This is a genomic window from Williamsia sp. R60 (assembly GCF_054063855.1).
The window spans coordinates 326,367-349,218 of sequence record NZ_JBSSGR010000001.1; the positions used below are offsets into that span (position 1 = coordinate 326,367).

Consider the following 22,852-nt stretch of genomic DNA (forward strand, 5'->3'; position numbering starts at 1 on the left):
ATGTCACAGAGAATCGAACGACCCCAATGGGCCAAGAAGCTCGCGGCCACCTCCATGGTGGTGGCGCTGATCGCCGTCTGCGCGCTGGCCGGTCTCCAGTTCCTGGGCAGCTTCTCCTCGACAGTTCCGGTGACGTTGACCTCTGATCGTGCCGGCCTGGTCATGAACCCCGACGCCAAGGTGCGGCTTCGCGGCGTGGTGGTCGGCCGGGTGGGTGACATCAGTGAATCAGCCGACGGCGTGACGCTGAAGCTGAACATGAACCCCGACCAGCTGAAGTACATTCCGGCGAACGTTCACGCGGACATCAAGTCCAACACGGTCTTCGGTGCGAAGTCGGTCAACCTCGAGATCCCCGAGGACCCGTCCAAAGCGCGGCTTTCCGGTGGCTCGACGATCGAGACCGACCACGTCGTGGTGGAACTGAACACCATCTACCAGCGACTGGTCGACGTGCTCGCCGAGGTGCAGCCGGAGAAGCTGAACGCCACCATCGGGGCCATCGACACTGCGCTGTCCGGCCGGGGTGAAGAAATCGGCCAAGGATTCGCCGACCTCTCCGATCTGCTCCGCAAGACCAACCCGCACCTCGATGCCCTCAGCCGCGACATCGAGGCCGGCGCCGAGTTCACCAACGTCTATGCCGATGTGATGCCTGATCTGCTCAAGGTCGTCGAGAACTTCACATTCACCGGAAATACGTTGCTGGACAAGTCGTCCGACCTCGACGCGCTCCTGATGAACGTCACCGGAATGGCAGACACGATCAACGGGGTGATCGCACCGTCGAAGGCGACGATCATCTCCACCCTGTCCAACCTGAATCCCACTGCGGCACTGCTCGGCTACCAGGCACCCGGCCTGGCCTGCTTCATCACCTCCACCGCGGCAGCAGGACAAAAGGCCCTTCCCGTGTTCGGTATCGAAACCGGCTACGTGGCCTTGAATGCCGGACTGTTGCCGGGCAAAGAACCGTACCGCTACCCCGAAGACCTGCCCCGCGTGAACGTGGACGGCCCGCCGACTTGCCAGGACGGTCTGAGCGACCCGGATTCGGCAGCGCACACCGACTTCTACGTCGGCGACAACGCAGCATTCCCGTATCAGCCCCGTACGACTGCAAAAGCTGATCCCACCAAGCTCTTTCAGGTCATGTTCGGACCGGTGCCCCGTGGTTGAGACATATGAGGTTTCGTCGATGACCCAGCAGAACAGGAAGGTGTGAGGTGGCGGTCTCGAGAGAGCGCGCGTTTCGCGCCACCGTCATCAAGCTGGGCAGCTTCGCCGTTGTGATGGTGCTCATCTTCGTTGTACTCGTCGTGGTGTTCAGCCAGTACCGGGGTGGATCCAGTTTCGGGTACAAGGCCACCTTCACCAGTGCCTCGCAGCTCAAATCAGGCAGCAAGGTCCGCATTGCGGGTGTCGAGGTGGGCAAGGTGGGATCTGTCGGTCTCAACCCGGACAACGAAGCCGTCGTCGAGTTCGATGTGAACGAGAAGTACCGCCTGCCGGAGTCAGCCAGGGCGCTGATCCGTTACGAGAACCTCACCGGTGACCGCTTCCTGGAGATTCAGGAAGGTACCGGGGACCCCTCGGCTCTGATCGGCGACGGCGGATCCATCCCGATCGGTCAGACCGAGCCGGCGCTCGACCTCGACAAACTGCTCGGGGGGTTCAAGCCTCTCTTCCGCACCCTCAATCCCGAAGAGGTGAACGAACTCTCCGCGTCACTCATCCAGGTGTTCCAGGGCCAGGGACCGGCGCTGAGTGAGTTGCTGCGCAACACGGCAACATTCACCGACTCGCTGGCCGATCGGGATCAATTGATCGGGGAGGTGATCGACAACTTGAACACGACGCTGGGCACGATCGATGCCGACAACGCCGGTTTCGACAGTTCGCTCGACCAACTCCAGTTGCTGATCTCCGGGCTGGATTCACAACGCAACGTGATCGGTGAGGCTGTGACAAACGCCTCTGAGGTCACCAACGACCTCAACGACGTGCTGGCCACCAATCGCGCCGACCTCAAATCCATGATCACGGCCACCGGCGAGGTCTCGGACGAGGTACTCAAGGGCGAGCCCTACGTTCGTGGGCTGATCAGCCGACTGCCGGGAGACTTCAAGGCACTGTCGAATCTGGGCAGTTACGGTGCGTGGCTGCAGATCTGGCTGTGCCAGGTCAACTTGATCTTCACCGCTCCCGGCGGCCAGGAGATCGTGTGGAACAACATCGACACCACCGGTGTGAAACAGAACCCGGGTGGGAGGTGTGATCCCCGATGATGGCAGCACTGTTCAAAGGTCAGCGGACCACCGCTGACGAAGCGGATGAGGCCCGCCGCAAGAAGCGTGGCGAACCCGACCGCGCTCGTGTCGGGTTCATCGGCGTGCTCATCGCCGCCCTCGTCGTGATCGTCGCGTTGCAGATGGACAAGTTGCCGTTCCTGGCAAACGGCAGCGTGTACACGGCGTACTTCGATGACGCAGGCGGCCTTGCCAGCGGCGACATCGTGGTGGTCTCCGGTGTCGACGTGGGCGCTGTCCAGGGCATCACGCTGGCGGACACCGATGGCGGCAAGAAGGCCAAGGTCACCTTCAACATGAGGGACACGGTCCGAGTGGGCGCCAACAGCCAGGCTGCCATCAAGACCGAAACCGTCTTGGGCAGGCGCAATCTCACGTTGATCCCGCACGGCACCGGGCAGCTCAAGCCGGGCGACGAGATCAGCAGTCGCAACACGGTGGCGCCTTACTCGCTGACCGATGCGCTCGAGGGTGCAACCGACACGATCGCCGAGACCGATACCGATCAACTCAATGACGCGCTGAACACGTTGACCGACACGTTCTCCGACACCCCGGAATCGGTCCGTTCCGCTGTCGATGGTGTGGCGCGCCTGTCGAAGGCGATCGCCGACCGCGACGAGTCGCTGGACCAATTGCTCAGTCGCGCATCGTCTGTCACCGACGTCATCGCCAAACGCAGTGGTCAGATCAACACGCTGCTGACCGATGCCAACGCGTTGCTCGGCGAGCTGCAGGCCCGACGGTATGCGCTCGGACAACTGATCTCCGGCACCGAGAACGTGACCGCCCAGATCAGTGGATTCATCAACGACAACAATGCCCAGCTCAAGCCGGTACTCGAGAAGCTGAACGGTGTTCTGGCGATCCTGCAGGACAACCAGGAGACGCTGGCGCAGACCCTCGACGAACTCGGCCCCTACGCCAACACACTCGGCGAAGCGGTGGCGAGCGGCCCGTATTTCTCATCGCTCGTCGGCATCCCGACCTTCGGCGACTACACCGAGGTGTTCTTGAACATCATGCAGCAGAAGTACCCTGAGGCCTACCGCGCCTTCCAGTACGCGTTCCCGATCCCGCCGGCCATCTCCACCCGACCGGATGCGGCCAACGACCCGAACTCGACGATCGCGCCGGCTCCGCCGCCCCGCTACCCAGGACCGAACGGGTGATGGGCATGGGACGGTTGAGCAAGCGGTTCTGGCAGGCGATTGCCATCGTCGTGGCCGTGGTGATCGTGCTGGTGGTGGTCTACGTGGGCTTCCAGAAGGTGGCGTACAAGACCTACACCGCCTATTTCGCGAGCGTGAACTCGATGTACGAGGGCGACGCCGTGAAGATCCTCGGCGTCACCGTCGGGTCGGTCAGCAAGATCACCCCCCGCGACGGCGACGTGAAGGTGGAGCTGAAAGTCGATCGCGACCAGACGATCCCGGCCGACGCCGAGGCGCTGGTGGTCGCCCAGTCACTGGTGTCGGGCCGTTTCGTCCAGCTGACCCCGGTGTACGAGGGTGGTCCGGCGTTGAAGGACGGGGGAGCGATCCCGATGGAACGCACCGCCGTGCCCGTCGAGTGGGACGACATCAAGTCCGAATTGACCAAACTGACCGAGGCCGTGGGCCCAGACGGGGCCGATCCGGGCTCCGTGGCCAGGGCAGTCGATGTCGCGGATGCGAACCTCGACGGCAACGGCACCGCCATTCGCCAGTCACTGCAACAGCTTTCGGATGTGACCAGCACACTGGCCGACGGTCGCGACGACCTGTTCAACACGATTCGCAATCTGCAGGCGCTGACCGAGGCGCTGTCGCAGAGTCACGAACAACTGGTGCAGTTCAACGGGCGTATCGCATCGGTCAGTCAGGTGCTGGCCGACAACACCGAGAGTCTGAACGGTGCGCTGACCAACCTCGACACAGCGCTCAGTGACGTCAAGAGTTTCATCGACACCAACGGCGCCACCCTCAGTGATTCGGTTGCCCGGCTCGGTGACGCCACCAACGTGCTCGCGCAGAAGGACGAAGAGATCAGAGGGCTGCTGCACTCGGGTCCGACCCAGCTGTCGAACTTCTACAACATCTACAACCCGTTGCAGGGGTCCCTCTCCGGCATCTTCGGACTCGGCATGGGCGGCAACCTGATCAACCTGCTGTGCGGTTCGATCCAGGCCAACGACCGCCCCGGCCAGGAAGGCGATGTCGAGAAGTGCGTCGACGTACTGGCCCCGGTTCTCGCGTCTATCTCCATCAACTACCCTCCCGCACTGATCAATCCGGTCACCGGCATCGACGCCCGACCCGACCAGATCCAGTACCAGAACGCCAGTGTCAAAGCCAGGGCGCAGCAGAGTATCCGCGATCAGGATGCCGAGACCCGCAAGAAGTACAACAACCCCGGCCTCGCGCAACTCCTCGTCCCGTTCGGGGGTGAGGGCTGATGCGTACCGGTTCATCACGAAAGTCGGCTCTGCGCAGCGTTTTCGCGGCAGTGGCGTTTAGCACGGCGCTGGTGGCGTCGGGGTGTTCGTTCGACGGGCTGAACTCGTTGCCGGTGCCCGGTGCCGAGGGGACCGGCGCGGGCTCGTACGAGCTGAAAGCGCTGATCCCAAACGCAGCCAACCTGGTTCAGAACGCACCGGTGCTCATCAACGACGCAACGGTCGGCAGTGTCGGCAAGATCGAGGTGAAGAACTGGCAGGCAGAGTTGACGCTGCGGCTGAACAAGGGCACGCAGGTCCCGGTCGGCTCGTACGTCATGGTCGGTCTCACCAGCGTGCTCGGCTCGTTGAACCTTCAGATCGTGCAGCCCGAGGACGCCGACAAGGGGACCATCGCTCCCGGCGGCCAGATCCCGGCGGCGGACTGCCCTGAGCAGTCCAACATCGCCCAGCCGACCAACGCCGAGCCCATCCCCGACATCAACTCGGCGCAGCAGGTGTCCGCGTGTACGTATCCGACCACCGAGCAGGTTCTCAGCTCGCTGTCGGTGGTCCTCAACGGCGGCGGACTCGCGCAGGTCGGTGACATCGTCCACGAGCTCAACACCGCCATGGCCGGACGGCAGGACGTGCTGCGCGATCTGGTGCCACGTCTGAACACGCTGGTCGGCGAACTGAACGTGCAGCGCGAGAACATCATCCGGGCGATGGAAGGCCTGGATCGACTCACCGGCCAGATCAACGAGCAGACCCCGGTTGTCGAACGGGCTCTGGCCGACGGTCCACGGATCCTGAAGCTGCTCGTCGATCAACGGGTGAACTTCACCGATGCGCTGGGGGCCCTGAGCCGGATGAGCCGCACCACGGACGACATCTTGAAGGCGAACTCCGAGGACATCCAGGTGGTTGTCAGCAACCTCGTCCCGGTGCTCGATCAACTGCAGTCCGCCGGTCCCTCGTTGACTCAATCGCTGGGGATCCTGCTCACCTTCCCGTTTGCCGAGTCGGCGATTCCGCAGGTGGTCCGCGGCGACTATCTCAACGCCGTGATCAACCTCGACCTCACATTCGGCAGGTTGCAGCGTGGTGCCCTCGCGAGTGTTGGTGTCGCGAGCCAGTTCTACGGTCCCGAAGGGATGTTCGGTAAGCCGGCCGGCGCCGCGGGCAGAGGTGACGATCCCTTCACCGGGCCTCTTGCCGATGCCCCGCCTGAGACGAGTCCGACACTTCCGATTGCGCCCCAACCGGAAACACCTGCCGCCGATCAGTCACCAACCGGGGAGGAGGGCCCATGAGGATCACACCGTTTGTCCGCATGCAGCTGATCATCTTCTCGATCGTGACGACTTTGGCCATCATCGCCGTTGCCGTGTTCTACATCCGGGTGCCCAGCATGGTCGGCGTCGGCGAATACAACGTCGAGGTGGAGTTGCCCAGTACCGGCGGTCTCTACCAGAACGGCAACGTCAGCTACCGCGGGGTCGACGTGGGCAAGGTGCAGTCGGTGACCTTGACCGAAGAGGGTGTGACAGCAAAACTCTCGATCAACTCGGACACCAAGATCCCCGACAACTCCACCGCATCGGTGCACAGTGTCTCGGCGGTTGGCGAGCAGTACCTCGAGTTCATGCCGAAGCCAGGCGTCGAGTCGACCGGCAATCTGCAGGACGGTGCCGTGATCGAGGGCGGTACTGTCCCTGTCGAGGTCGGCACGCTCCTCGACCAGGCCAACGGGCTGCTCGAACGTGTCCAGGACACACAGCTGCGCCGGGTGATGGACGAGGCCTTCAACGCATTCAACGGCACGGGTGAGGACCTGCAGCGACTGCTGGACTCGATGGCCCTGCTCGTGGGTGACGCGAACAAGAACTCGGATGCCATCGTCAAGCTCATCGAGCAGGCGGCGCCGTTGTTGGAGACGCAGACGGCAACGGTGGACGACATCCGCGCCTGGACTGCGAATCTTGCCAACGTGACAGATCAGCTGCGGGCCAACGATCCTCAACTGAGGGACATCCTGCAGAAGGGCCCTGGGGTCGCGAAGCAGACCCAGGAACTGTTTGCGTCGATGAATCAGACGCTGCCTCTGATGTTCTCGAACCTGAACACCACTGCTCGCACCCTTGCGATCTACCACCCGAACCTACGGCAGATCGTGGTGATCTACCCTCGGTTGATCGCCTCGCTCATCACCGCACTGAACACCGAAGACGCCCGTAACGGCGCCAACGTCGACTTCGCGCTGGGTTTCCAGGATCCGGGTACCTGCACGGTGGGCTACCTGCCGATGACCCCGGACCGCAACGCTTCGGCTCAGACCCCCCGTGAACTGCCACCCGGAATGTTGTGCCGGGTGCCGCAGGATTCCAATCTCGGTGTGCGCGGTACCCGTAACTTCCCGTGTGTGGAGATCCCCGGCCGTCGGGCGTCGACGCCGGCGGAGTGCCGGACCGGCTACGTTCCCATCGGTGAAAACGTGCCCCTGCCGCGCGGTTTGCCGGGAATCGATGTGCCGCAAGGGTTCCTGACCAGTGCCGGGCCGGGCGCCGACGACGGTAGCCCGTCCGTGTACGCCACGACCTACGATCCGGTCAGCGGTGACTACATCGGTCCCGACGGAAAAACCTACAATGCCGGAACCGGGTCTGCGACGGCCCAGGGGGATTCTGGTACGAGTGGTGGAACCGGTGCAACGGGTACCGGGGCGCAACCGCAGGAAGACAACGGCCAATGGCAGAGCCTGATCACGGGAACCGTGAGGTGACGGGACCCGGAGACGAAGCGGAGCGGAGCTCGACCAACGGGTCCGGAGACGAAGCGGAGCGGAGCTCGACCGGCGGGTCCGGAGACGAAGCGGAGCGGAGCTCGACCGATGCTCCCGGAGACGAAGCGGAGCGGAGCTCGACCAGTGTTTCTGGCGACGAGGCAAAGCGGAAGCGTCGGCGAGCGAGCCGGGCTGCCGGGCCTCCGCAGGAGGTCGGGAAGACTGAGCCGGCGACGAGTCCAGGTGTAGCGGACGGGCAGGACCCGGGCGACGTGCCTTCTTCCGGGGACAAACCGGGCAAGGTGAAGCCGACCGGAAAGCCGGTCAAGTCCGCACCGGTGGGACGCAAGCGTAAGTCAGCTCCCACTCCGCCGGCGCCTAAGGCCGCGGCAGCGTCCGACGAGGTCGGCGGGTCTACGGAACCGTCCACGGACGACGACGTCGTTGTCTCGACTGGGGTTTCCTACCGCGAACGTCGATCGGCGGCTCGCGGGGACTCCGGCCGGCCACGGAAGACCAAGGGGCGGGTTCGCAAAGCGGATCGGCCCTCCACAGCTGCGAAGAAGCGTGTGGGTCTGCGCGGGATGGGTGTGGTCCTGGCTGCCATCACCGCCGTCGGTCTGATCGCCGCGATGGCTGTGGCGTCCACCCTGTTCGTGTTGGGTACCAAGAAGATCGATGACCGCAATGAACTTAGGGCTGAGTACTCGGCTTTCGCGCGGCAGATGGTCACCAATCTGACAACCTTGAATCCGCAGAACATCGATGGCGCGATCAAGTCGTTCCAGGACGACACGAGTGGCAAGGCGATGGAGCAGGTCGGCCAATCCGTCCAGCAGACCGTCAACATGATCAAGTCCGAGAACGTGTCAACCAAGGGCGCGGTGATCTCCGAGGCCGTCACGGCGAGTGACAGCAGTACCGCGTCGGTGATCATGGTCTTCAGCTGGGAGATGAACCAGCCCAACGTGACTGATCAGCAGACGGTGTTGCAGGTGTTCAGATGGAAGTTGGAGATCACGCGTATCAACGGTGAACTCAAACTCACCAACGTCGAGTGGGTGACCTAGATGTCGCGTCGATTCTTGTTGTGGACCGTGTCAGTGCTGACTGTCTGTCTGCTGGTGGCCGGTGCCATCATCACGACGATCGTGGGTCTGCATTACCGAGACACCAAACTCGCCGAGGACGCCCGCGGCGAGGCGCTGGAGGCAGGCAAGCAGACAGCAACATTGATGTTCGGGTACCAACCCGACAATGTCGAGCAGCACGTGGCCGATACGCGAAAGTCGTTGTCGGGCCCGGCTGAGCAGCAGTACGACGAGATCATCAAAGAGGCGAACCTCGTTGCGGAAGTGCAGAAGCAACAGGTCAAATCTGAGGTGTCCATTCAGGACGCCGGTGTTGTCACGTCGAGCCGCGACAAGGCGTTGCTGCTGATCTTCATGAATCAGTCGGTCACCAAAGGCGGTAAGGATTTGGTGTCGGTCAACGCCAGTCGGCTGCAGTACTCGATGGAACGGTCGGGCGACAAGTGGCTGGTGACCAACATCGACATCCTCACCGACGATTCGGTGAAGGCTCGACTGGCGGAAGAAGGCGACAAGCCCGGTGCGTCGTCGGTGCCGGTTCCGGTGCCATCGGAACCTGCGCCTCCCCAGAGCCCGGCACCTGCCGAGACGCCGGTGCCCACCCCCTGAGCGGTACTGGCCCTACTCATCAGTCAGGCCCCCCGGATCGTGGATCGGGGGGCCTGACTGATGTCGGAGGCTTTGGCGTTTCCTCCGGTTTGGGCTACTGCCTCCGACTGCAACCGGAGGTTCTGGCTGCAGTCGGAGGAAGTGCGAACTAAGCGTTCGGGTCGTAACCCATCGGGAGGATGACCGACTTGTGTTCGAGGTACGACTCGAGCCCCTCCGGACCGTTTTCGCGCCCGATGCCTGAGTTCTTGTAACCGCCGAACGGCGATCCCGGGTCGATGGCGTACCAGTTGACGCCGTACGTGCCGGTGCGGATCTGTGCGGCGATCTCCAAGCCGTGCTCGACGTCGGCGGTCCACACCGTGCCGGCGAGGCCGTAGTCCGAATCGTTGGCGATGGCGACGGCTTCTTCTTCGGTGTCGTAATCGATCACAGAGATCACCGGACCAAAGATCTCCTCGCGGGCGATCGTCATGTCGTTGGTGACACCGGTGAAGATGGTCGGGCTCAGGTAGTAGCCGGACTCGAGGCCTTCGGGGCGGGTGCTGTCGAGAACTGCTGTGGCACCAGCCTCTTTGCCCTGACGGATGTAGTCCTCGACCTTACTGCGCTGCTTCTCGGTGATCAGTGGTCCGAGCTGGGCCTCCGGATCGTCGGGGAGGCCAGGCTTGAGCAGCTTCGCCGCTTCGACCATGGCGTCGACGATCTCGTCCCGCTTGGCACTCGGAACCAGGACGCGGGTCTGCGCAACACACGCCTGCCCCGTGTTCATCAGACCGGTGAAGGTGAGCATGCCGGCGATCTCGGCAGGGTCGGCATCGGCGAGCACGATGGCCGCCGATTTGCCGCCCAATTCCAGCGAACAGCGCTTGAGCTGCTCGCCGCATGCCGCGCCGATTGCCTTACCTGCGGCGGTGGAGCCGGTGAAGGTGATCTTGTCGACGTCGGGGTGTGCGACAAGCGCTTTGCCCGTGTCGGGTCCGCCGGGAACCACGGAGAGCACACCTTCGGGTAGGCCGGCTTCGGTGAACAGTTCGGCGATCACGTTGGCCGACAACGGTGTTTCCGGGGCGGGCTTGAGAACCACCGAACAACCGGCCGACAATGCGGGTCCGAGTTTGTTGCAGATCAGGAACAGCGGCACATTCCAGGCGGTGATCGCACCGACGACGCCGACGGGCTCACGCGTGATCTGCGTCTTCCCGAACAGACCGTCACGGTACTCGTGCCAGGTGTAATTGATTGCGGCCTTCGCGTATTCGCGGAGCACTCCGGTTGCCGGGAGCTGCTGCAAGGTGGCGACAGCTGACGGGGGCGCCCCCATCTCCGACGACACCAGTTCGGCGATCTCGCCGCCGCGTTCGTCGATGAGGTCGGCCACTTTGGCGACCACAGCGGCCCGCTCTTCGGGGGTCTTGTTGCGCCAGACGCCGGAGTCGAAAGCCGCTCGGGCCGTCCGAACTGCGGTGTCGACATCGGTCTCATCGGCGAGGGGAGTGCTACCGACACGTTGGCCGGTGGCCGGCGAGTAGACCTCGAGGACATCGGTGGAGTGGGCGCTGGTCCACTTGCCGCCGATGTAGAGCTCTGCGTAGTCACGCGAGGTGGTGGGTGCCGCGTCAACGGTGTCCGTCATTGGTCCTCCAGTTGGTTATCACTTCAGCCCAATGTTAGAACACGTTCCATTTTTGCGATACGGGTCTGATCATTCACTTCGTGCCGAATGAGGGGGTTGGGTCGGCTCGCGATGCGGGAGGTTACTCGGACCGCAGACCGAGCGTGGGCGGGTTTTGTGAGCGCACGCCCGTGCCCACTCCACTACCGTCACACGGATGGAGGAATCCGACGCACTGCTGGCCCAGGTGGCGGCGCGGTTGCGGGCGGCGGGTTGCGTCTTCGCGGAAGATGAGGCCCGGATCCTGGTCCGCGAGGCCCTCGACGCCGGCACGCTCGAGAAGCTGGTGCGACGTCGGGTGGGCGGCGAGCCGCTGGAGTACATCGTCGGTGCGGCGGAGTTCGGTGGACTGATGGTGGCAGTGCTGCCGGGTGTGTTCGTTCCGCGCCAACGGTCTCTGTTGCTGGTCGACGTCGCGGCGGACGGAGCGCCGCCCGACAGCGTGGTCGTGGATCTGTGCTGTGGCTCGGGGGCGCTGGCCGCGCTGTACGCGGCGCGACATCCGGACGCGCAGATTGTGGCCGCCGACATCGACCCGGTGGCGGCCGAATGCGCCCGGATCAATCTGGCGGGTCGCGGCGAGGTTTTCTGCGGTGACCTCTTCGAACCGCTCCCCGCGCGCATCCAGGGACACGTGAATGTGCTGATGTGCAACGTGCCTTACGTGCCCACAGCCGCCATTTCAACCATGCCGCCCGAAGCCCGGGATTTCGAGCCTGCCGCGACTCTCGACGGCGGCCCCGACGGCCTCGACCTGATGCGCGAGGTCGTCGCGCAGGCGCCGGGGTGGTTGGCGCCACGCGGCCGACTGGTGATCGAAGTCAGTGCAGCGCAGGTCGATTCGGCCCGAGAGGTGTTCACTCAGGCCGGGCTCTCACTGTCCGTCCACTCCGACGCTGGACGCGGTGCCACCGTGGTGGCAGGGGTCAGGACGGGGTGACGTCCAGGATGACCTCGAACTCGAGCAGGTCTGCACCCGAGGCGACGGGCTTGGCGCGCTCGCCGGCGTGTGCTTCCCGTGCGGGCCCCGCCGCCCAGGCCTGAAAGTCCTCTTCGGACTCCCACTGGGTCACCACGAAGTAGCGGTCATCGCCCTTGACCGGTCGCAGCAACTGGAAACCGAGGAAACCCTTCGAGCCATCGACACTGTGGGCGCGATGGGCAAAGCGCTTCTCCAGCTCGGGTCCGGCGCCTTCGGGAACGGAAATCGCATTGATCTTCACAACAGCCATGGCGATCACCCTACCGGCGGAGTGTGCTCCTCAACTGTTCCCTGCGGCTGCCATCCGTGCCTGCTCCGGCCGGCGGTGACTCTGGCCGGAGTCATGCCCCGACGTAGCCGATAAGGTTCTACCCCGTGAGTGCGGACGTGGGTTTCATCGACTACGGCGGGATGCCCGGGCGTCCGCCGATCGTGCTGTTGCACGGGTTGATGGGTCGCGGCCGCACATGGCAACGCCAGATCCCCTGGCTCCGCAGGTACGGACGAGTGTTCGCCTACGACGCGGCGTGGCATCGCGGAGCGAAGAGCATCGAAGAGCCGTCGCCCGAAAATCTGTGCACCGAGCGGTTTGTCGGTGACCTGGCCGAAGTACTGACGTGGATCGACATGGGTCCGGCCGTTCTGGTGGGCCATTCCATGGGCGGCCTGCACGCATGGTGTGCCGCTGCGGACTACCCCGAGCTGGTGTCTGCACTGGTGATCGAGGACATGTCGCCGGACTTTCGTGGTCGCACCACCGCGGGGTGGCGCCCATGGTTCGAGTCGTGGCCGGACCGGTTCGAGACACTTGCGCACGCGCAGCAGATGTTCGGAGAGGTGGCCGGCCGCTACTTCTACGAGGCATTTGACGACGGCGCGCTACACGGTCGTCTCGACGTGTGGGCGCAGATCGCCGAAGAGTGGGGTCGTCGTGACTTCTGGCAGCAGTGGGATGCGGTGGCGGTACCGAGCCTGCTGCTCGAGGCCGAGAACAGTGTCACCCCGCCAGGTCAGATGCACACGATGTCGCACGCACACGAGAACGCAATCTTGTTGCGGGTCAAAGGATCCGACCACCTGATCCATGACTCCGCGCCCGACGAGTACCGCGGCGCAGTGGAGGCATTCCTGTCCGGCCTGACCTGATCTGACTGACCCAGAGATCATCCTTCGCCGGCCAGTGCGAACCGCCCGTCGTCGGTGATCTCCGCCAATCCGTCGACGAGCAGCGAGTCGAGCGCACGATCGCGCTGCGCCGTGTCGGTGGTCCACACCAGATCGAGTCGCGCCCGCTCGACGGGGATGTCGCTGCCCCGCAACACATCCAACAGCAGTCCGCGCACCTGACGGTCGGTTCCGGCGAACTTCTGCACCTTGCGGGCAGGCCCATCGTGCGCGGGTCGTCCGGCCGCGACCCACCGGCACCCGGTGAGAGGGCAGAGCTGGCAGCGAGGGTTCTTGGCGACGCAGACCAGCGCACCCAACTCCATCAGGGCCGCGGAGAACCGGGGCGCGCGTGAGTCGGCGGGTAACAGGCCCGCGACATCAACGAGGTCGGCGCGTGCGGGATTGCCGGGTTCGGCCCGGCCGTGGACGGCCCGGGCGACCACCCGCCGGACATTCGTGTCGACCACGGGCACCGACTGACCGTAGGCAAAGCACGCAATGGCGCGGGCCGTGTAATCGCCGATGCCGGGCAGCGTGAGCAAGACGTCGACATCACTGGGGACCACGTCGCCGTGCTCGGCGGCGAGTACAGCCGAGCACGCGTGCAGCCGCATCGCGCGGCGGGGATAGCCGAGCTTGCCCCAGGCCCGCACCACTTCACCCACCGGGCTCGCGGCCATCGCCGACGGGACCGGCCACCGTTCGATCCACTGTTCCCAGATCGGCGCCACCCGTGACACCGGCGTCTGCTGGAGCATGATCTCGCTGATCAGGATGTGCCAGGCCGTGACGCCGCGACGTCGCCAGGGAAGGTCGCGTTCGGCCTCATCGAACCAACTGAGCAAGTTGGTGGGCGGGACGGGAGAGGGGGAGTGCAGAATGTCAGCCATGGCTCAAACAACCCCCGCTCAGGCGTGGAAATCGCTGCGTGAAGGCAATGAACGCTTCGTGGCAGGCAAGTCGCTTCATCCCAGTCAGGGTATCGAGGACCGCGCCCGGCTCGCTGCCGGGCAGCATCCGCGGGCGGTGCTCTTCGGGTGCGCCGACTCGCGGGTGGCAGCGGAGATCATCTTCGATCAGGGGCTCGGCGAGATGTTCGTGATCCGGACGGCCGGGCACGTCATCGACTCGGCGGTACTGGGCTCGATCGAATACGCCGTGGAAGTCCTCGACGTGCCGCTGATCGCCGTCCTCGGGCACGACAGCTGTGGTGCCGTCCGGGCGACACTGGACGCACTCGACGACCTACAGATTCCTGGAGGATTCATCCGCGACGTCGTCGAACGCGTCACGCCGAGCATCCTGGCCGGACGCAGCGAAGGTCTCACCCGCGTCGACGAGTTCGAAGCCAGGCATGTGAAGGAAACCGGCCGCCTGATGGTTCAGCGCAGCCGGATCATCTCCGACAAGATCGAGAGTGGCGCACTGGGAATCGTCGGACTCACATACGAACTGGCCGAAGGTGTGGTTCGTCTGAACGGGACGCTCGGCGAGATCGGCGAGGATCCGGAGATGCCAAGCCTGGCGTCGTGAGCCACCGCCTTTGAGATGTCTCGCACAGAGGTTAAATGCGACACGCCGCGCGAGGTCAGCCGGTGGCCACCGCGGTGCCACTAGCGTCGGGGTGTGCTAGATCCTCAGGGCCCCCTGCCGCCGGAAATTTACTGGCGCCGACGCGCACTCGCGGTCGGCGTCCTGGTGGTGGTGCTTGCCGTGATCATCGGACTCGTCTTCTGGGTGACCGGTGACGACAACGGGAAGAACACGGCCAACAGCACCGAGCTGAATGCCTCGTCGAGCTACGCGCTGCCGTCGGCCTACAAGGATCCGTCGGCATCGCAGTCCGCGGTTCCCGGTGGCGGTTCGGGTGGTACCGGCGGAGGAGACGTCGCCGGTGCGAACCCCGATCAGCCCGGTGCCTCAGGTGCTCCCGGTATCCCGGGCGGCACCCCGGTCGGGGAGACGCCCCAACCTGTCCCGGCCAGCGGACTGTGCCCCGACCAGAACATTTCCGTGGTGCTCTACACCGACAAGCCGGCATACGTCGAGGGCGAGCAGCCGATCTTCACCATCGCCATCACCAACGCAGGGCTCTCCGATTGCACCCGCGACGTCGGCAAGGGCATGCAGAACGTGACCGTGCTGAACCTCGCAGGCGACCGCCGCATCTGGTCGTCCGGCGACTGCGCGCCGGTCGAAGGCGTCAACAACCAGCTCCTCAAGCCGGGGCAGCAGGTCAAGGACACCATCGACTGGTCCGGTACCACCAGCAGCCCCGGTTGCGAGACGCCGCGCCAACCCGTTGCTCCAGGCGCCTACCAGGCCGTCGCCAAGATCGGTGAGAAGCCGAGTGCCCCGATCACGTTCAACGTGAATCGACCGAACGCGCAGTAATATCTGCTCGCTCCGCTCGCTTGTCGGTGTGGCCGCCACTCGCGAGCTCTTCCTACGTCGACTCAGTCGCTGCGCTCCCTCGCTCCTCCGTGCAGAGCACGCGGGCCACACCTCAGTAACATCTGCTCGCTTCGCTCGCTTGTCGGTGTGGCCTCGGTCGGTTGTTCTTCCCTTCTCCTCACATCGCTGCGCTCGTTCGTCGGCAGTCCAGAACAACCGGGCCACACCTCCGGGAAAACCGTGGCTGGCCGGGCAGTTACTAATCGAACCGTTCGATGCTGGACTCGGCCAGCCGGGACAATCCCTCGCGGATGTGCCTGGCCCAGATGCTGCCGATGCCCTCGACCGCCTGCAGGTCCGCGGCGGTGGCGGCCAGTAGCGCTTGCAGCGTGCCGTAGCTGCGGACGAGCCGGTCGATGTGAGCGAACTGCAGACGCGGGATCCGGGCCAGCAATCGGTAACCCCGCGGGCTCATCGCGGTGTCCTGGGCGTCGATCGTATTCGGGTAGCCGAAAGCCCGGGCCAGGGCGGTGAGGTCCAAAAGATCGGTGTCCGTGAGGTTTTCGATGGCGGTGAGGGCCTGCTCGACCTCCATCGTGCTGGCGGGCTCGGGGCTGGCGAAGTAGTCGCGGACCACCAGCTCGCGCTGAGAGTCGTTGTCGCCCACCAGTTCTTCGAGCTGCAGCCGCAGCTGACGGCCGTTGACGCCGAGTTCGAGAACGTAGTGCTCGATCTCCTCGGACACCCGGCGCACCATCTCCAGGCGCTGCACAACGGTCATCGCATCGCGCAGCGTTACGTAATCTTCGATCTCCGATCGTGAAAGCGCGGTACTGACCTCGTCGAGTCGAGTCTTGTATCGCTCGAGTGTGGCGACAGCGAGGTTGGCGCGCGAGAGGATCGCGTCCGATCCCTCGACGACATATCGGATTCCGGCCACGTAGGCACTGACGATGGACATCGAGGCGCTGACCGAGATTACCGGGTAGCCGGTCTGGATGGCTGTGCGTTCGGCAGAACGATGCCGGGTGCCCGATTCTTCGGTCGGGATGGAAGGGTCGGGCACCAGTTGCACGTTGGCACGCACGATTCTGGCGCCGTCGGTGGACAGCACCACCGCACCGTCCATCTTCGACAGCTCGCGCAATCGGGTGGGAGCGAACGCGACGTCCAGATGGAAGCCACCGGCACAGATCCGTTCGACCTCGGGATCGTGTCCGATGACGATCAAAGCGCCTGTGCGGCCACGCAGGATGCGTTCTAGGCCATCTCGCAGCGGAGTGCCCGGCGCCAGCCGGGCAATCGTGGTGCGGAGCAGGTCCGAGGCCGGAACCTCAGCCATGAGGCGCCTTTCTGTTGTCCATGAGATGGAGACTAGATTAGCTGTCTGTGAAAACAACTTTCGTGCTGCCCGACGAGCTGGTCCCGGCCGAACGCTCGGCCAAGGCCCCGGCGCCCGGTGAAGTGGTGCGGGCGCACAACCCGATGTGCTTCGGCTGCGGTGATCGCTCGGAAGCCGGTCTGCACATGAAGGCAATCGCGGGCGAGGGCACCGACGTCACCGCCCGGATGCAGGTCGAGCCCCGATTCGAAGGAGGCCCCGGCGTCATCCACGGCGGCATCTTGTCCACAGCGTTCGACGAGGTGATGGGCCTGACGCACTGGATGGTGGGCGCGATTGCCGTGACCGCGCACCTGGAGATCGACTTCGCCAAGCCCATCCCGGTGGGCAGTGAACTACGGCTCGAGGCCGAGACGGTCGGCACCGTTCGGCGCAAGCTGTATTCGCGTGCCGTTGCCTACCTGGGCGACGACACCGAGCCCGTGGGCGCCGCACACGCGATCTTCGTCCAGATCAAGCCCCTGGAGCACTTCAAGGACAGCTTCGAGGCGAGTGGTGCGGCCGAGTTCTACGGCGAGCGCATCGCCCGTCACGACCGGGGAAGCAGCAGCGTCTAGAACCGGTAGGAGCTGGCGGGACCTTTCAGTGCCGTTCGCATGGCGGTCTGCAGATCGGCCACCTGGGTGATCTTCATGCCCGACGGCAGATCGAGCGAACCGGCCGGGACGATCGCGTGTTTGAAGCCAAGTCGCTTGGCCTCGGCTACCCTTTTGCCGACACCGGCCACCCGGCGCACCTCGCCCGCGAGGCCGATCTCGCCGATGGCGACCATGGACCCGGGCAACGACCGGTCGGCCAGGATGGAGCTGAGCGCCAACGCGACCGAGAGGTCGGCCGCAGGTTCGCTGAGCTTCATCCCGCCGACAGTGGCCACGTAGACGTCCTGGTCGTGGGTGGGCAGATGGGCGCGAGCCGAACAGACCGCCAAAATCATTGCGACCCTTGCCGAATCGAGTCCGACAACCGCACGCCGGGGGTTGGCCAGACTCGATTTCGAGACCAGTGCCTGCACTTCGCCGACCAGCGGCCGTTTGCCGTCCATGGCAACGGTGATCGCGGTTCCGGCCACACCGATGTCGCGGTGATGCAGGAACAGTCCCGACGGGTCGGTGACCTCGTGGATGCCGTCTTCACGCTGTTCGAAGCAGCCGACCTCATCGGCCGCGCCGAACCGGTTCTTGATGCCACGGACCATCCGCAGGGTCGAATGCTTGTCGCCCTCGAACGAGAGGACCACGTCCACGAGATGCTCGAGCGAGCGGGGGCCGGCAACGGTGCCGTCCTTGGTGACGTGCCCGACCAGGATCACCGCGATGCCCGAGTTCTTTGCCAGTGAGGTCAAAGCCGTTGTCACCGCACGGATCTGGGTGACACCACCGTTCACCCCGTCGACGTTCTGGGCCACCATCGTCTGCACCGAGTCGACGATCATCAGCGACGGCATGACCGCCTCCGCGTGACCGAGCACCGCGCCGAGGTCGGACTCCGCGGCGAGGAAGATCTCGTCGTGTACCGCTCCCGTGCGTTCGGCGCGCAAGCGCACCTGGCCCGCGGACTCCTCGCCGGTCACGTACAGCGCGCGTTTGCCTTGCAGCGCCCAACGTTTGACGGTTTCGAGCAGGAGGGTGGATTTGCCGACGCCGGGTTCACCGGCGAGCAGCATGACCGAACCGGGGACCACGCCGGTGCCGAGGACGCGGTCGAGTTCTCCGATGCCGGTGGGAAAAGCTGCGGTATGGCTGACGTCGATCTGGCTCATCGGCCGGGCAGGTGCGCTCGGGATGGTCGCGACCGTGGCGGACTTACCGCCGCCTATGCCCGCTCCACCGCCGGTGGCCATGGCGACCGCGTCGACAGAGCCCCATTCACCGCATTCCGGGCAGCGGCCCACCCATTTCGCAACCTGGTATCCGCAGGCGCTACATCGATATGTCGATTTCGGTTTGGCCACCGCGCAACTCTAGCCACGGTGACCGACACCGAACCGCCGGAGCGGGCTAGTGCCCTCCGCCGTGGTCTTCTTCGACCACGCCGCGGGCCTTGTCCTGGCGGGGCAGCAGTGGCCCGGCGTCGACCGGCACGTTGAGGGTGGTCTCGCCGGCCTGCTGGAAATCGAAGGTCAGCGGGACCGTGAGGCCCGGTGTGATGGTCTTCGCGGCGCCCGTGATGGTGACGGTGATGCGCTTTTCGCTGGGGTCTTCTGGTTCTGCGCTGGTGGTGAGCAGCAGTCCCGGCGTGCCGGCCCGCAGCGATTTGGTGGCCGGGATCTCGGTGGGACCGTCGATGGTGACCTTGCCGTCGCCGCCTGCGAACTCGATGCTCTCGAGCTTGTCGGCGACATCCGGGCTGGTGTTGGAGATCAGGAACGACATCTCGAGCGGGCCGCCGTTGGCGAAGGCCACATCTCCGGACTCGGGGAAGACAACCGCGACGTCGCGCAAGGCGAGCGGGCCGACGGTGGCCGAGTTGCCGTTGACGGCGGAGGCCTGGTTGGCGGTCTGCGAGGTCTGGCCCGCACCGCACGCGGTGGTGCCGAGTGCCAGACCGGTCGCGATCGCCCCGACGGCGATGGCCGAAGCCACCCGGCGTCGCCGGACATTACGGGCCGGCCCAAACTCTCGTTCCACCGAAACTCTCTCCACTGACACCGGTTTTCCTCCGAGGTAGGTCCTGATGCTGCGCCCGCTCGTCAGTCGGCTCAGGTGGCCCGAGAACCCGCTCAGGTCGACTGCGCAGTGCGTGCACTACGGAGCGTAGTGGGCCGGTCGCGAGAAATCGCGATGGGGTGCCGAAATCGCCGTGGAGAGCGTTCGAGATCGAGGTGCCCCGCGGGCCGTCGATGAGGGAGTTCGGGCAGTGTCCCAGCACACTTTTCAGGCATCGTCAAGGCTTGGCGGACCATGCCTACGCCGCTGACCTGCATCGTTGTCCGATGACGCGGAAGGCACCGTGGTAGACTCGGGGAATGGAAAGGGGCATGAAACATTGAATTTCAAAGTTGGTGACACCGTTGTCTACCCCCATCACGGTGCTGCCTTGGTCGAAGACATCGTGATCCGGACCATCAAGGGTGAGGCTGTTGAATACCTCGTCCTCAAGGTTGCGGACGGCGACATGACGGTCCAGATTCCTTCCACAAAGCTCGAATATGTGGGTGTACGCGATGTGGTCGGAGAAGAAGGCCTCGGAAAGGTGTTCGATGTGCTTCGCGCACCGCACACCGAGGAGCCGACCAACTGGGCTCGCCGCTTCAAGGCAAACCAGGAAAAGCTGATCTCGGGCGACATCATCAAGGTTGCCGAGATCGTGCGCGACCTCTGGCGTCGTGAGCAGGACCGTGGTCTGTCCGCTGGTGAGAAGCGAATGCTCACCCGTGCGCGCCGCGTCCTCGTCGATGAACTCTCGCTCGCGCAGAACACCAACGACGAGAAGGCCTCCATCATTCTCGACGAGGTTCTCGCCGCCGCTTCGTAGAGCGGGCGTCTGGTCGTCTTGGCATCTACTGTCGCGCTGATCCCGGCTGCCGGTCGCGGAGAGCGGCTCGGTGCCGGATTGCCCAAGGCTTTCGTCGACCTCGCAGGCCACTCCATGCTGCATCGCGCTGTGCGTGGTGTGCAGGCCAGCGGGGTCGTCGAGCATGTCGTGTTGTCCGTCCCGGTCGGTCTCGTAGACGAGGTCCGGGCGGACTTCCCCGAAGTGACCGTGGTGGCAGGTGGCGCACAACGAGGCGACTCGGTGCGAGCGGCTCTTGCCGCCGCCCCCGCCGCAGACGTGGTCTTGGTCCACGATGCGGCCCGCTGCCTCACCCCGCCGACGTTGTTCGTCTCCGTCGTCGAGGCCGTGCTCGCCGGGGCCCACGCCGTGGTCCCGGGGACTCCCGTCACGGACACCATCAAGTCCGTTGATCCTGCCGGTGTGGTCACCGGAACCGTCGACCGCACGAATCTGCGCGCGGTCCAAACTCCTCAAGGCTTCGACTTTGATGTCTTGACCTCGGCATACGCCAGCGCTGACGCTGACTTCACCGACGACGCCGGGCTCGTCGAATCCCATGGCGTCGCTGTCCACACCATCGCGGGAGATCCATTGGCTTTCAAGATCACCACCCCGTGGGACCTCCGCCTCGCCTCCTGGTTGCTGGCCGAGGAGGCACGAACGTGAGGGTGGGCATCGGTACCGACGTCCACCCCGTCGAGCAGGGTCGGCCGTGCTGGATGGCCGGGCTGCTCTTTTCTGACGCGGATGGCTGCGCCGGCCACTCCGACGGGGATGTCGCCGCGCACGCCCTGTGCGACGCCCTCCTCTCGGCCGCCGGACTCGGCGATCTGGGTTCGGTGTTCGGAACCGGACGTCCGGAGTGGGACGGCGTCAGCGGTGCCCGCATGCTCGGCCACGTCCGCGAACTCATCGAATCGGAGGGTTGGCGCGTCGGGAACGCGGCAGTTCAAGTGATCGGCAACAGGCCGAAGATCGGGCCCCGCCGCTCGGAGGCCCAGCAAGTGCTCACCGAACTCGTCGGCGGGCCGGTGTCGGTGTCTGCCACCACCACCGATGGACTCGGACTGACCGGTCGCGGTGAGGGCATCGCCGCCGTGGCCACAGCCCTGCTGCTTGACCAGTAGGATTGCCGATCGTGACCCTGCGCCTCTACGACACCGCCGCCCGAGATGTACGTGACTTCACGCCACTGCGTCCCGGCCATGCGTCGGTCTATCTGTGTGGCGCCACCGTGCAGGGAATTCCCCACATCGGGCACGTGCGCAGCGGCATCGCGTTCGACGTCCTGCGCCGCTGGCTCACCCACGAAGGCTACGACGTCGCGTTTGTGCGCAACGTGACCGACATCGAGGACAAGATCCTGACCAAGGCCGCCGATGCGGGCAGGCCGTGGTGGGAATGGGCGGCCACTCACGAGCGCGAGTTCAGCTGGGCCTACGACCAGCTCGGTGTGCTGCCGCCGTCTGCCGAACCGCGGGCGACGGGGTTCATCACCCAGATGGTCGAGTACATGGAACGACTCATCGACCGCGGTCATGCCTACGCCTCCGACGGCAACGTCTACTTCGACGTCCAGAGTCTTCCCGAGTACGGCTCGCTGTCCGGTCATCGCCTCGACGACGTCCATCAGGGCGAGAGCGCCGGGACCGGGAAACGCGATCCACGCGACTTCACCCTGTGGAAGAGCGTGAAGCCGGGCGAACCCTCATGGCCGACGCCGTGGGGCCGCGGGCGCCCGGGATGGCACCTCGAATGCTCGGCGATGGCCACCACCCTTCTCGGCCCGGAGTTCGACATCCATTGCGGTGGTATGGATTTGGTGTTCCCGCATCACGAGAACGAAGTGGCCCAGAGTCATGGGGCGGGAGATCCGTTCGCTCGCTACTGGTTGCACAACGGCTGGGTCACCATGGGTGGTGAAAAGATGTCGAAGTCTCTCGGCAACGTGGTCGCCATCCCGGCGATGCTCCAGCAGGTCAGGGCTGTGGAATTGCGTTACTACCTCGGCAGCGCGCACTACCGGTCGATGCTCGAATACTCGCCACGTGCTCTCGAAGATGCCGCCGAGGCGTACAAGCGGCTCGAATCCTTTGTGCACCGGACGGTTTCGCGCGTCGGCGATGTTCCCGTCGGTGAGGTGACCGCTGAGTTCGCAGCCGCTCTGAACGACGACCTCGGTGTGCCTGCGGCACTCGCGCAGGTCCATGGAACGGTCAAGGTGGGCAACACTGCCCTCGAGAGCGGTGACCACAAGACCGCGTTGGAGTCGGCATCGGCGGTGCGAGCCATGCTCGACGTGCTGGGCGTCGACCCGTTGGCGGAGAACTGGGCGGACAGCCGCGATGACACTTCGCTCACCGCTGCGCTCGACGTTCTCGTCCGGGCAGAACTCGACCGCCGCACCGCCGCTCGGGCGGAGAAGAACTGGGCCGTGGCCGACGAGGTGCGCGACCGGCTGGCCAAGGCCGGGATCGACGTGACAGATACACCGGATGGACCGCAGTGGTCGTTGACGGACAAGTAG

At 64.8% G+C, this 22,852-nt stretch carries 23 protein-coding genes; 17 read left to right on the forward strand and 6 right to left on the reverse strand.

Annotated features, from left to right (window positions below):
- The 8 genes from ACVWY6_RS01405 to ACVWY6_RS01440 all read left to right on the forward strand — a co-directional run bounded on the left by ACVWY6_RS01405 (window position 1) and on the right by ACVWY6_RS01440 (window position 9,210).
- The gene (locus ACVWY6_RS01405; RefSeq protein WP_023961226.1) at window positions 1–1,179 is read left to right on the forward strand and encodes an MCE family protein; all 1,179 of its coding nucleotides are present in this window, start codon (window positions 1–3) and stop codon (window positions 1,177–1,179) included.
- A 47-nt stretch (window positions 1,180–1,226) separates the two neighbouring features.
- Window positions 1,227–2,288 carry an MCE family protein gene (locus tag ACVWY6_RS01410; RefSeq protein WP_116917133.1) on the forward strand — a complete coding sequence of 354 codons (1,062 nt, stop codon included), beginning with the start codon at window positions 1,227–1,229 and terminating at the stop codon, window positions 2,286–2,288.
- The gene (locus tag ACVWY6_RS01415; RefSeq protein WP_457536841.1) at window positions 2,288–3,481 is read left to right on the forward strand and encodes an MCE family protein; all 1,194 of its coding nucleotides are present in this window, start codon (window positions 2,288–2,290) and stop codon (window positions 3,479–3,481) included. Before ACVWY6_RS01410 ends, ACVWY6_RS01415 begins: the two co-directional genes overlap by 1 nt.
- Window positions 3,481–4,746 carry an MCE family protein gene (locus ACVWY6_RS01420; protein WP_062797218.1) on the forward strand — a complete coding sequence of 422 codons (1,266 nt, stop codon included), beginning with the start codon at window positions 3,481–3,483 and terminating at the stop codon, window positions 4,744–4,746. Before ACVWY6_RS01415 ends, ACVWY6_RS01420 begins: the two co-directional genes overlap by 1 nt.
- Entirely contained in the window at window positions 4,746–6,041 is a 1,296-nt protein-coding gene (locus tag ACVWY6_RS01425; protein WP_457535764.1) for an MCE family protein, read from the forward strand. The genes ACVWY6_RS01420 and ACVWY6_RS01425 overlap by 1 nt, the downstream gene beginning before the upstream one ends.
- The gene (locus ACVWY6_RS01430; protein WP_457535766.1) at window positions 6,038–7,510 is read left to right on the forward strand and encodes an MCE family protein; all 1,473 of its coding nucleotides are present in this window, start codon (window positions 6,038–6,040) and stop codon (window positions 7,508–7,510) included. Before ACVWY6_RS01425 ends, ACVWY6_RS01430 begins: the two co-directional genes overlap by 4 nt.
- Window positions 7,511–7,782: 272 nt before the next feature.
- Window positions 7,783–8,580, forward strand: coding sequence for a hypothetical protein (locus ACVWY6_RS01435; protein ID WP_457535768.1), 798 nt, complete (start codon window positions 7,783–7,785; stop codon window positions 8,578–8,580).
- A complete protein-coding gene (locus ACVWY6_RS01440; protein WP_023961238.1) occupies window positions 8,581–9,210 on the forward strand; it encodes a hypothetical protein in 630 nt (209 codons plus the stop codon).
- Between the two features lie 148 nt (window positions 9,211–9,358).
- Here ACVWY6_RS01440 and ACVWY6_RS01445 read toward each other — a convergent pair whose 3' ends face one another.
- On the reverse strand, window positions 9,359–10,846 hold the full coding sequence (locus tag ACVWY6_RS01445) for an aldehyde dehydrogenase (RefSeq protein ID WP_116917129.1): 1,488 nt from the start codon (window positions 10,844–10,846) through the stop codon (window positions 9,359–9,361).
- A gap of 196 nt (window positions 10,847–11,042) precedes the next feature.
- Here ACVWY6_RS01445 and ACVWY6_RS01450 point away from each other — a divergent pair, with 196 nt between their 5' ends.
- On the forward strand, window positions 11,043–11,825 hold the full coding sequence (locus ACVWY6_RS01450) for a putative protein N(5)-glutamine methyltransferase (protein WP_457535770.1): 783 nt from the start codon (window positions 11,043–11,045) through the stop codon (window positions 11,823–11,825).
- Here ACVWY6_RS01450 and ACVWY6_RS01455 read toward each other — a convergent pair.
- Window positions 11,812–12,117 carry an antibiotic biosynthesis monooxygenase family protein gene (locus ACVWY6_RS01455; RefSeq protein ID WP_457535771.1) on the reverse strand — a complete coding sequence of 102 codons (306 nt, stop codon included), beginning with the start codon at window positions 12,115–12,117 and terminating at the stop codon, window positions 11,812–11,814. The genes ACVWY6_RS01450 and ACVWY6_RS01455 overlap by 14 nt on opposite strands.
- Window positions 12,118–12,278: 161 nt before the next feature.
- Between ACVWY6_RS01455 and ACVWY6_RS01460 the strand changes: the two genes are divergently transcribed.
- Window positions 12,279–13,013, forward strand: coding sequence for an alpha/beta fold hydrolase (locus tag ACVWY6_RS01460; protein ID WP_457536843.1), 735 nt, complete (start codon window positions 12,279–12,281; stop codon window positions 13,011–13,013).
- Window positions 13,014–13,030: 17 nt separating this feature from the next.
- Here ACVWY6_RS01460 and ACVWY6_RS01465 read toward each other — a convergent pair whose 3' ends face one another.
- Entirely contained in the window at window positions 13,031–13,924 is an 894-nt protein-coding gene (locus ACVWY6_RS01465; RefSeq protein ID WP_023961249.1) for an HhH-GPD family protein, read from the reverse strand.
- Here ACVWY6_RS01465 and ACVWY6_RS01470 point away from each other — a divergent pair.
- Window positions 13,923–14,567: a carbonic anhydrase gene (locus tag ACVWY6_RS01470; protein WP_023961251.1), complete on the forward strand. Its 645-nt coding sequence runs from the start codon at window positions 13,923–13,925 to the stop codon at window positions 14,565–14,567. The two genes, ACVWY6_RS01465 and ACVWY6_RS01470, sit on opposite strands and share 2 nt — an antisense overlap.
- 93 nt (window positions 14,568–14,660) lie before the next feature.
- Window positions 14,661–15,428, forward strand: a complete 768-nt coding sequence (locus tag ACVWY6_RS01475; protein ID WP_317712067.1) for a hypothetical protein — start codon at window positions 14,661–14,663, stop codon at window positions 15,426–15,428.
- A 259-nt stretch (window positions 15,429–15,687) separates the two neighbouring features.
- On the opposite strand, the gene disA is transcribed toward ACVWY6_RS01475, so the two are convergent.
- A complete protein-coding gene (disA, locus tag ACVWY6_RS01480) occupies window positions 15,688–16,770 on the reverse strand; it encodes a DNA integrity scanning diadenylate cyclase DisA (protein WP_023961255.1) in 1,083 nt (360 codons plus the stop codon).
- A 47-nt stretch (window positions 16,771–16,817) separates the two neighbouring features.
- Here disA and ACVWY6_RS01485 point away from each other — a divergent pair, with 47 nt between their 5' ends.
- On the forward strand, window positions 16,818–17,387 hold the full coding sequence (locus ACVWY6_RS01485) for a PaaI family thioesterase (protein WP_457535774.1): 570 nt from the start codon (window positions 16,818–16,820) through the stop codon (window positions 17,385–17,387).
- Here the strand turns inward: ACVWY6_RS01485 and radA are convergent.
- Together radA and ACVWY6_RS01495 are read right to left on the reverse strand one after the other, a co-directional pair.
- Window positions 17,384–18,781 carry a DNA repair protein RadA gene (gene radA / locus ACVWY6_RS01490; protein ID WP_457535776.1) on the reverse strand — a complete coding sequence of 466 codons (1,398 nt, stop codon included), beginning with the start codon at window positions 18,779–18,781 and terminating at the stop codon, window positions 17,384–17,386. The genes ACVWY6_RS01485 and radA overlap by 4 nt on opposite strands.
- A gap of 46 nt (window positions 18,782–18,827) precedes the next feature.
- Window positions 18,828–19,457, reverse strand: a complete 630-nt coding sequence (locus tag ACVWY6_RS01495; RefSeq protein ID WP_023961261.1) for a hypothetical protein — start codon at window positions 19,455–19,457, stop codon at window positions 18,828–18,830.
- Between the two features lie 358 nt (window positions 19,458–19,815).
- Between ACVWY6_RS01495 and ACVWY6_RS01500 the strand changes: the two genes are divergently transcribed.
- The 4 genes from ACVWY6_RS01500 to cysS are packed head-to-tail and all read left to right on the forward strand — an operon-like array spanning window position 19,816 to window position 22,852.
- Complete coding sequence (locus tag ACVWY6_RS01500; protein ID WP_030172741.1) at window positions 19,816–20,304, forward strand: CarD family transcriptional regulator; 489 nt, start codon at window positions 19,816–19,818, stop codon at window positions 20,302–20,304.
- A gap of 18 nt (window positions 20,305–20,322) precedes the next feature.
- Window positions 20,323–20,991 carry a 2-C-methyl-D-erythritol 4-phosphate cytidylyltransferase gene (ispD, locus tag ACVWY6_RS01505; RefSeq protein ID WP_457535778.1) on the forward strand — a complete coding sequence of 223 codons (669 nt, stop codon included), beginning with the start codon at window positions 20,323–20,325 and terminating at the stop codon, window positions 20,989–20,991.
- Window positions 20,988–21,452 carry a 2-C-methyl-D-erythritol 2,4-cyclodiphosphate synthase gene (ispF, locus tag ACVWY6_RS01510; protein ID WP_457535779.1) on the forward strand — a complete coding sequence of 155 codons (465 nt, stop codon included), beginning with the start codon at window positions 20,988–20,990 and terminating at the stop codon, window positions 21,450–21,452. Before ispD ends, ispF begins: the two co-directional genes overlap by 4 nt.
- An 11-nt stretch (window positions 21,453–21,463) precedes the next feature.
- Window positions 21,464–22,852 (forward strand): cysteine--tRNA ligase, encoded by a 1,389-nt coding sequence (cysS, locus tag ACVWY6_RS01515; protein ID WP_457535781.1) that lies wholly within the window; start codon window positions 21,464–21,466, stop codon window positions 22,850–22,852.

Bases quoted from the DNA above. Each gene is read 5' to 3' on its own strand.
- ACVWY6_RS01405 (WP_023961226.1), top strand. From the start codon at position 1: ATGTCACAGAGAATCGAACGACCCCAATGGGCCAAGAAGCTCGCGGCC.
- ACVWY6_RS01445 (WP_116917129.1), bottom strand. From the start codon at position 10,846: ATGACGGACACCGTTGACGCGGCACCCACCACCTCGCGTGACTACGCA.
- ACVWY6_RS01440 (WP_023961238.1), top strand. From the start codon at position 8,581: ATGTCGCGTCGATTCTTGTTGTGGACCGTGTCAGTGCTGACTGTCTGT.
- ACVWY6_RS01465 (WP_023961249.1), bottom strand. From the start codon at position 13,924: ATGGCTGACATTCTGCACTCCCCCTCTCCCGTCCCGCCCACCAACTTG.
- ACVWY6_RS01470 (WP_023961251.1), top strand. From the start codon at position 13,923: ATGGCTCAAACAACCCCCGCTCAGGCGTGGAAATCGCTGCGTGAAGGC.
- ACVWY6_RS01415 (WP_457536841.1), top strand. From the start codon at position 2,288: ATGGCAGCACTGTTCAAAGGTCAGCGGACCACCGCTGACGAAGCGGAT.
- ACVWY6_RS01430 (WP_457535766.1), top strand. From the start codon at position 6,038: ATGAGGATCACACCGTTTGTCCGCATGCAGCTGATCATCTTCTCGATC.
- disA (WP_023961255.1), bottom strand. From the start codon at position 16,770: ATGGCTGAGGTTCCGGCCTCGGACCTGCTCCGCACCACGATTGCCCGG.
- ACVWY6_RS01455 (WP_457535771.1), bottom strand. From the start codon at position 12,117: ATGGCTGTTGTGAAGATCAATGCGATTTCCGTTCCCGAAGGCGCCGGA.
- ACVWY6_RS01420 (WP_062797218.1), top strand. From the start codon at position 3,481: ATGGGCATGGGACGGTTGAGCAAGCGGTTCTGGCAGGCGATTGCCATC.
- ACVWY6_RS01460 (WP_457536843.1), top strand. From the start codon at position 12,279: ATGCCCGGGCGTCCGCCGATCGTGCTGTTGCACGGGTTGATGGGTCGC.
- ACVWY6_RS01450 (WP_457535770.1), top strand. From the start codon at position 11,043: ATGGAGGAATCCGACGCACTGCTGGCCCAGGTGGCGGCGCGGTTGCGG.
- ACVWY6_RS01425 (WP_457535764.1), top strand. From the start codon at position 4,746: ATGCGTACCGGTTCATCACGAAAGTCGGCTCTGCGCAGCGTTTTCGCG.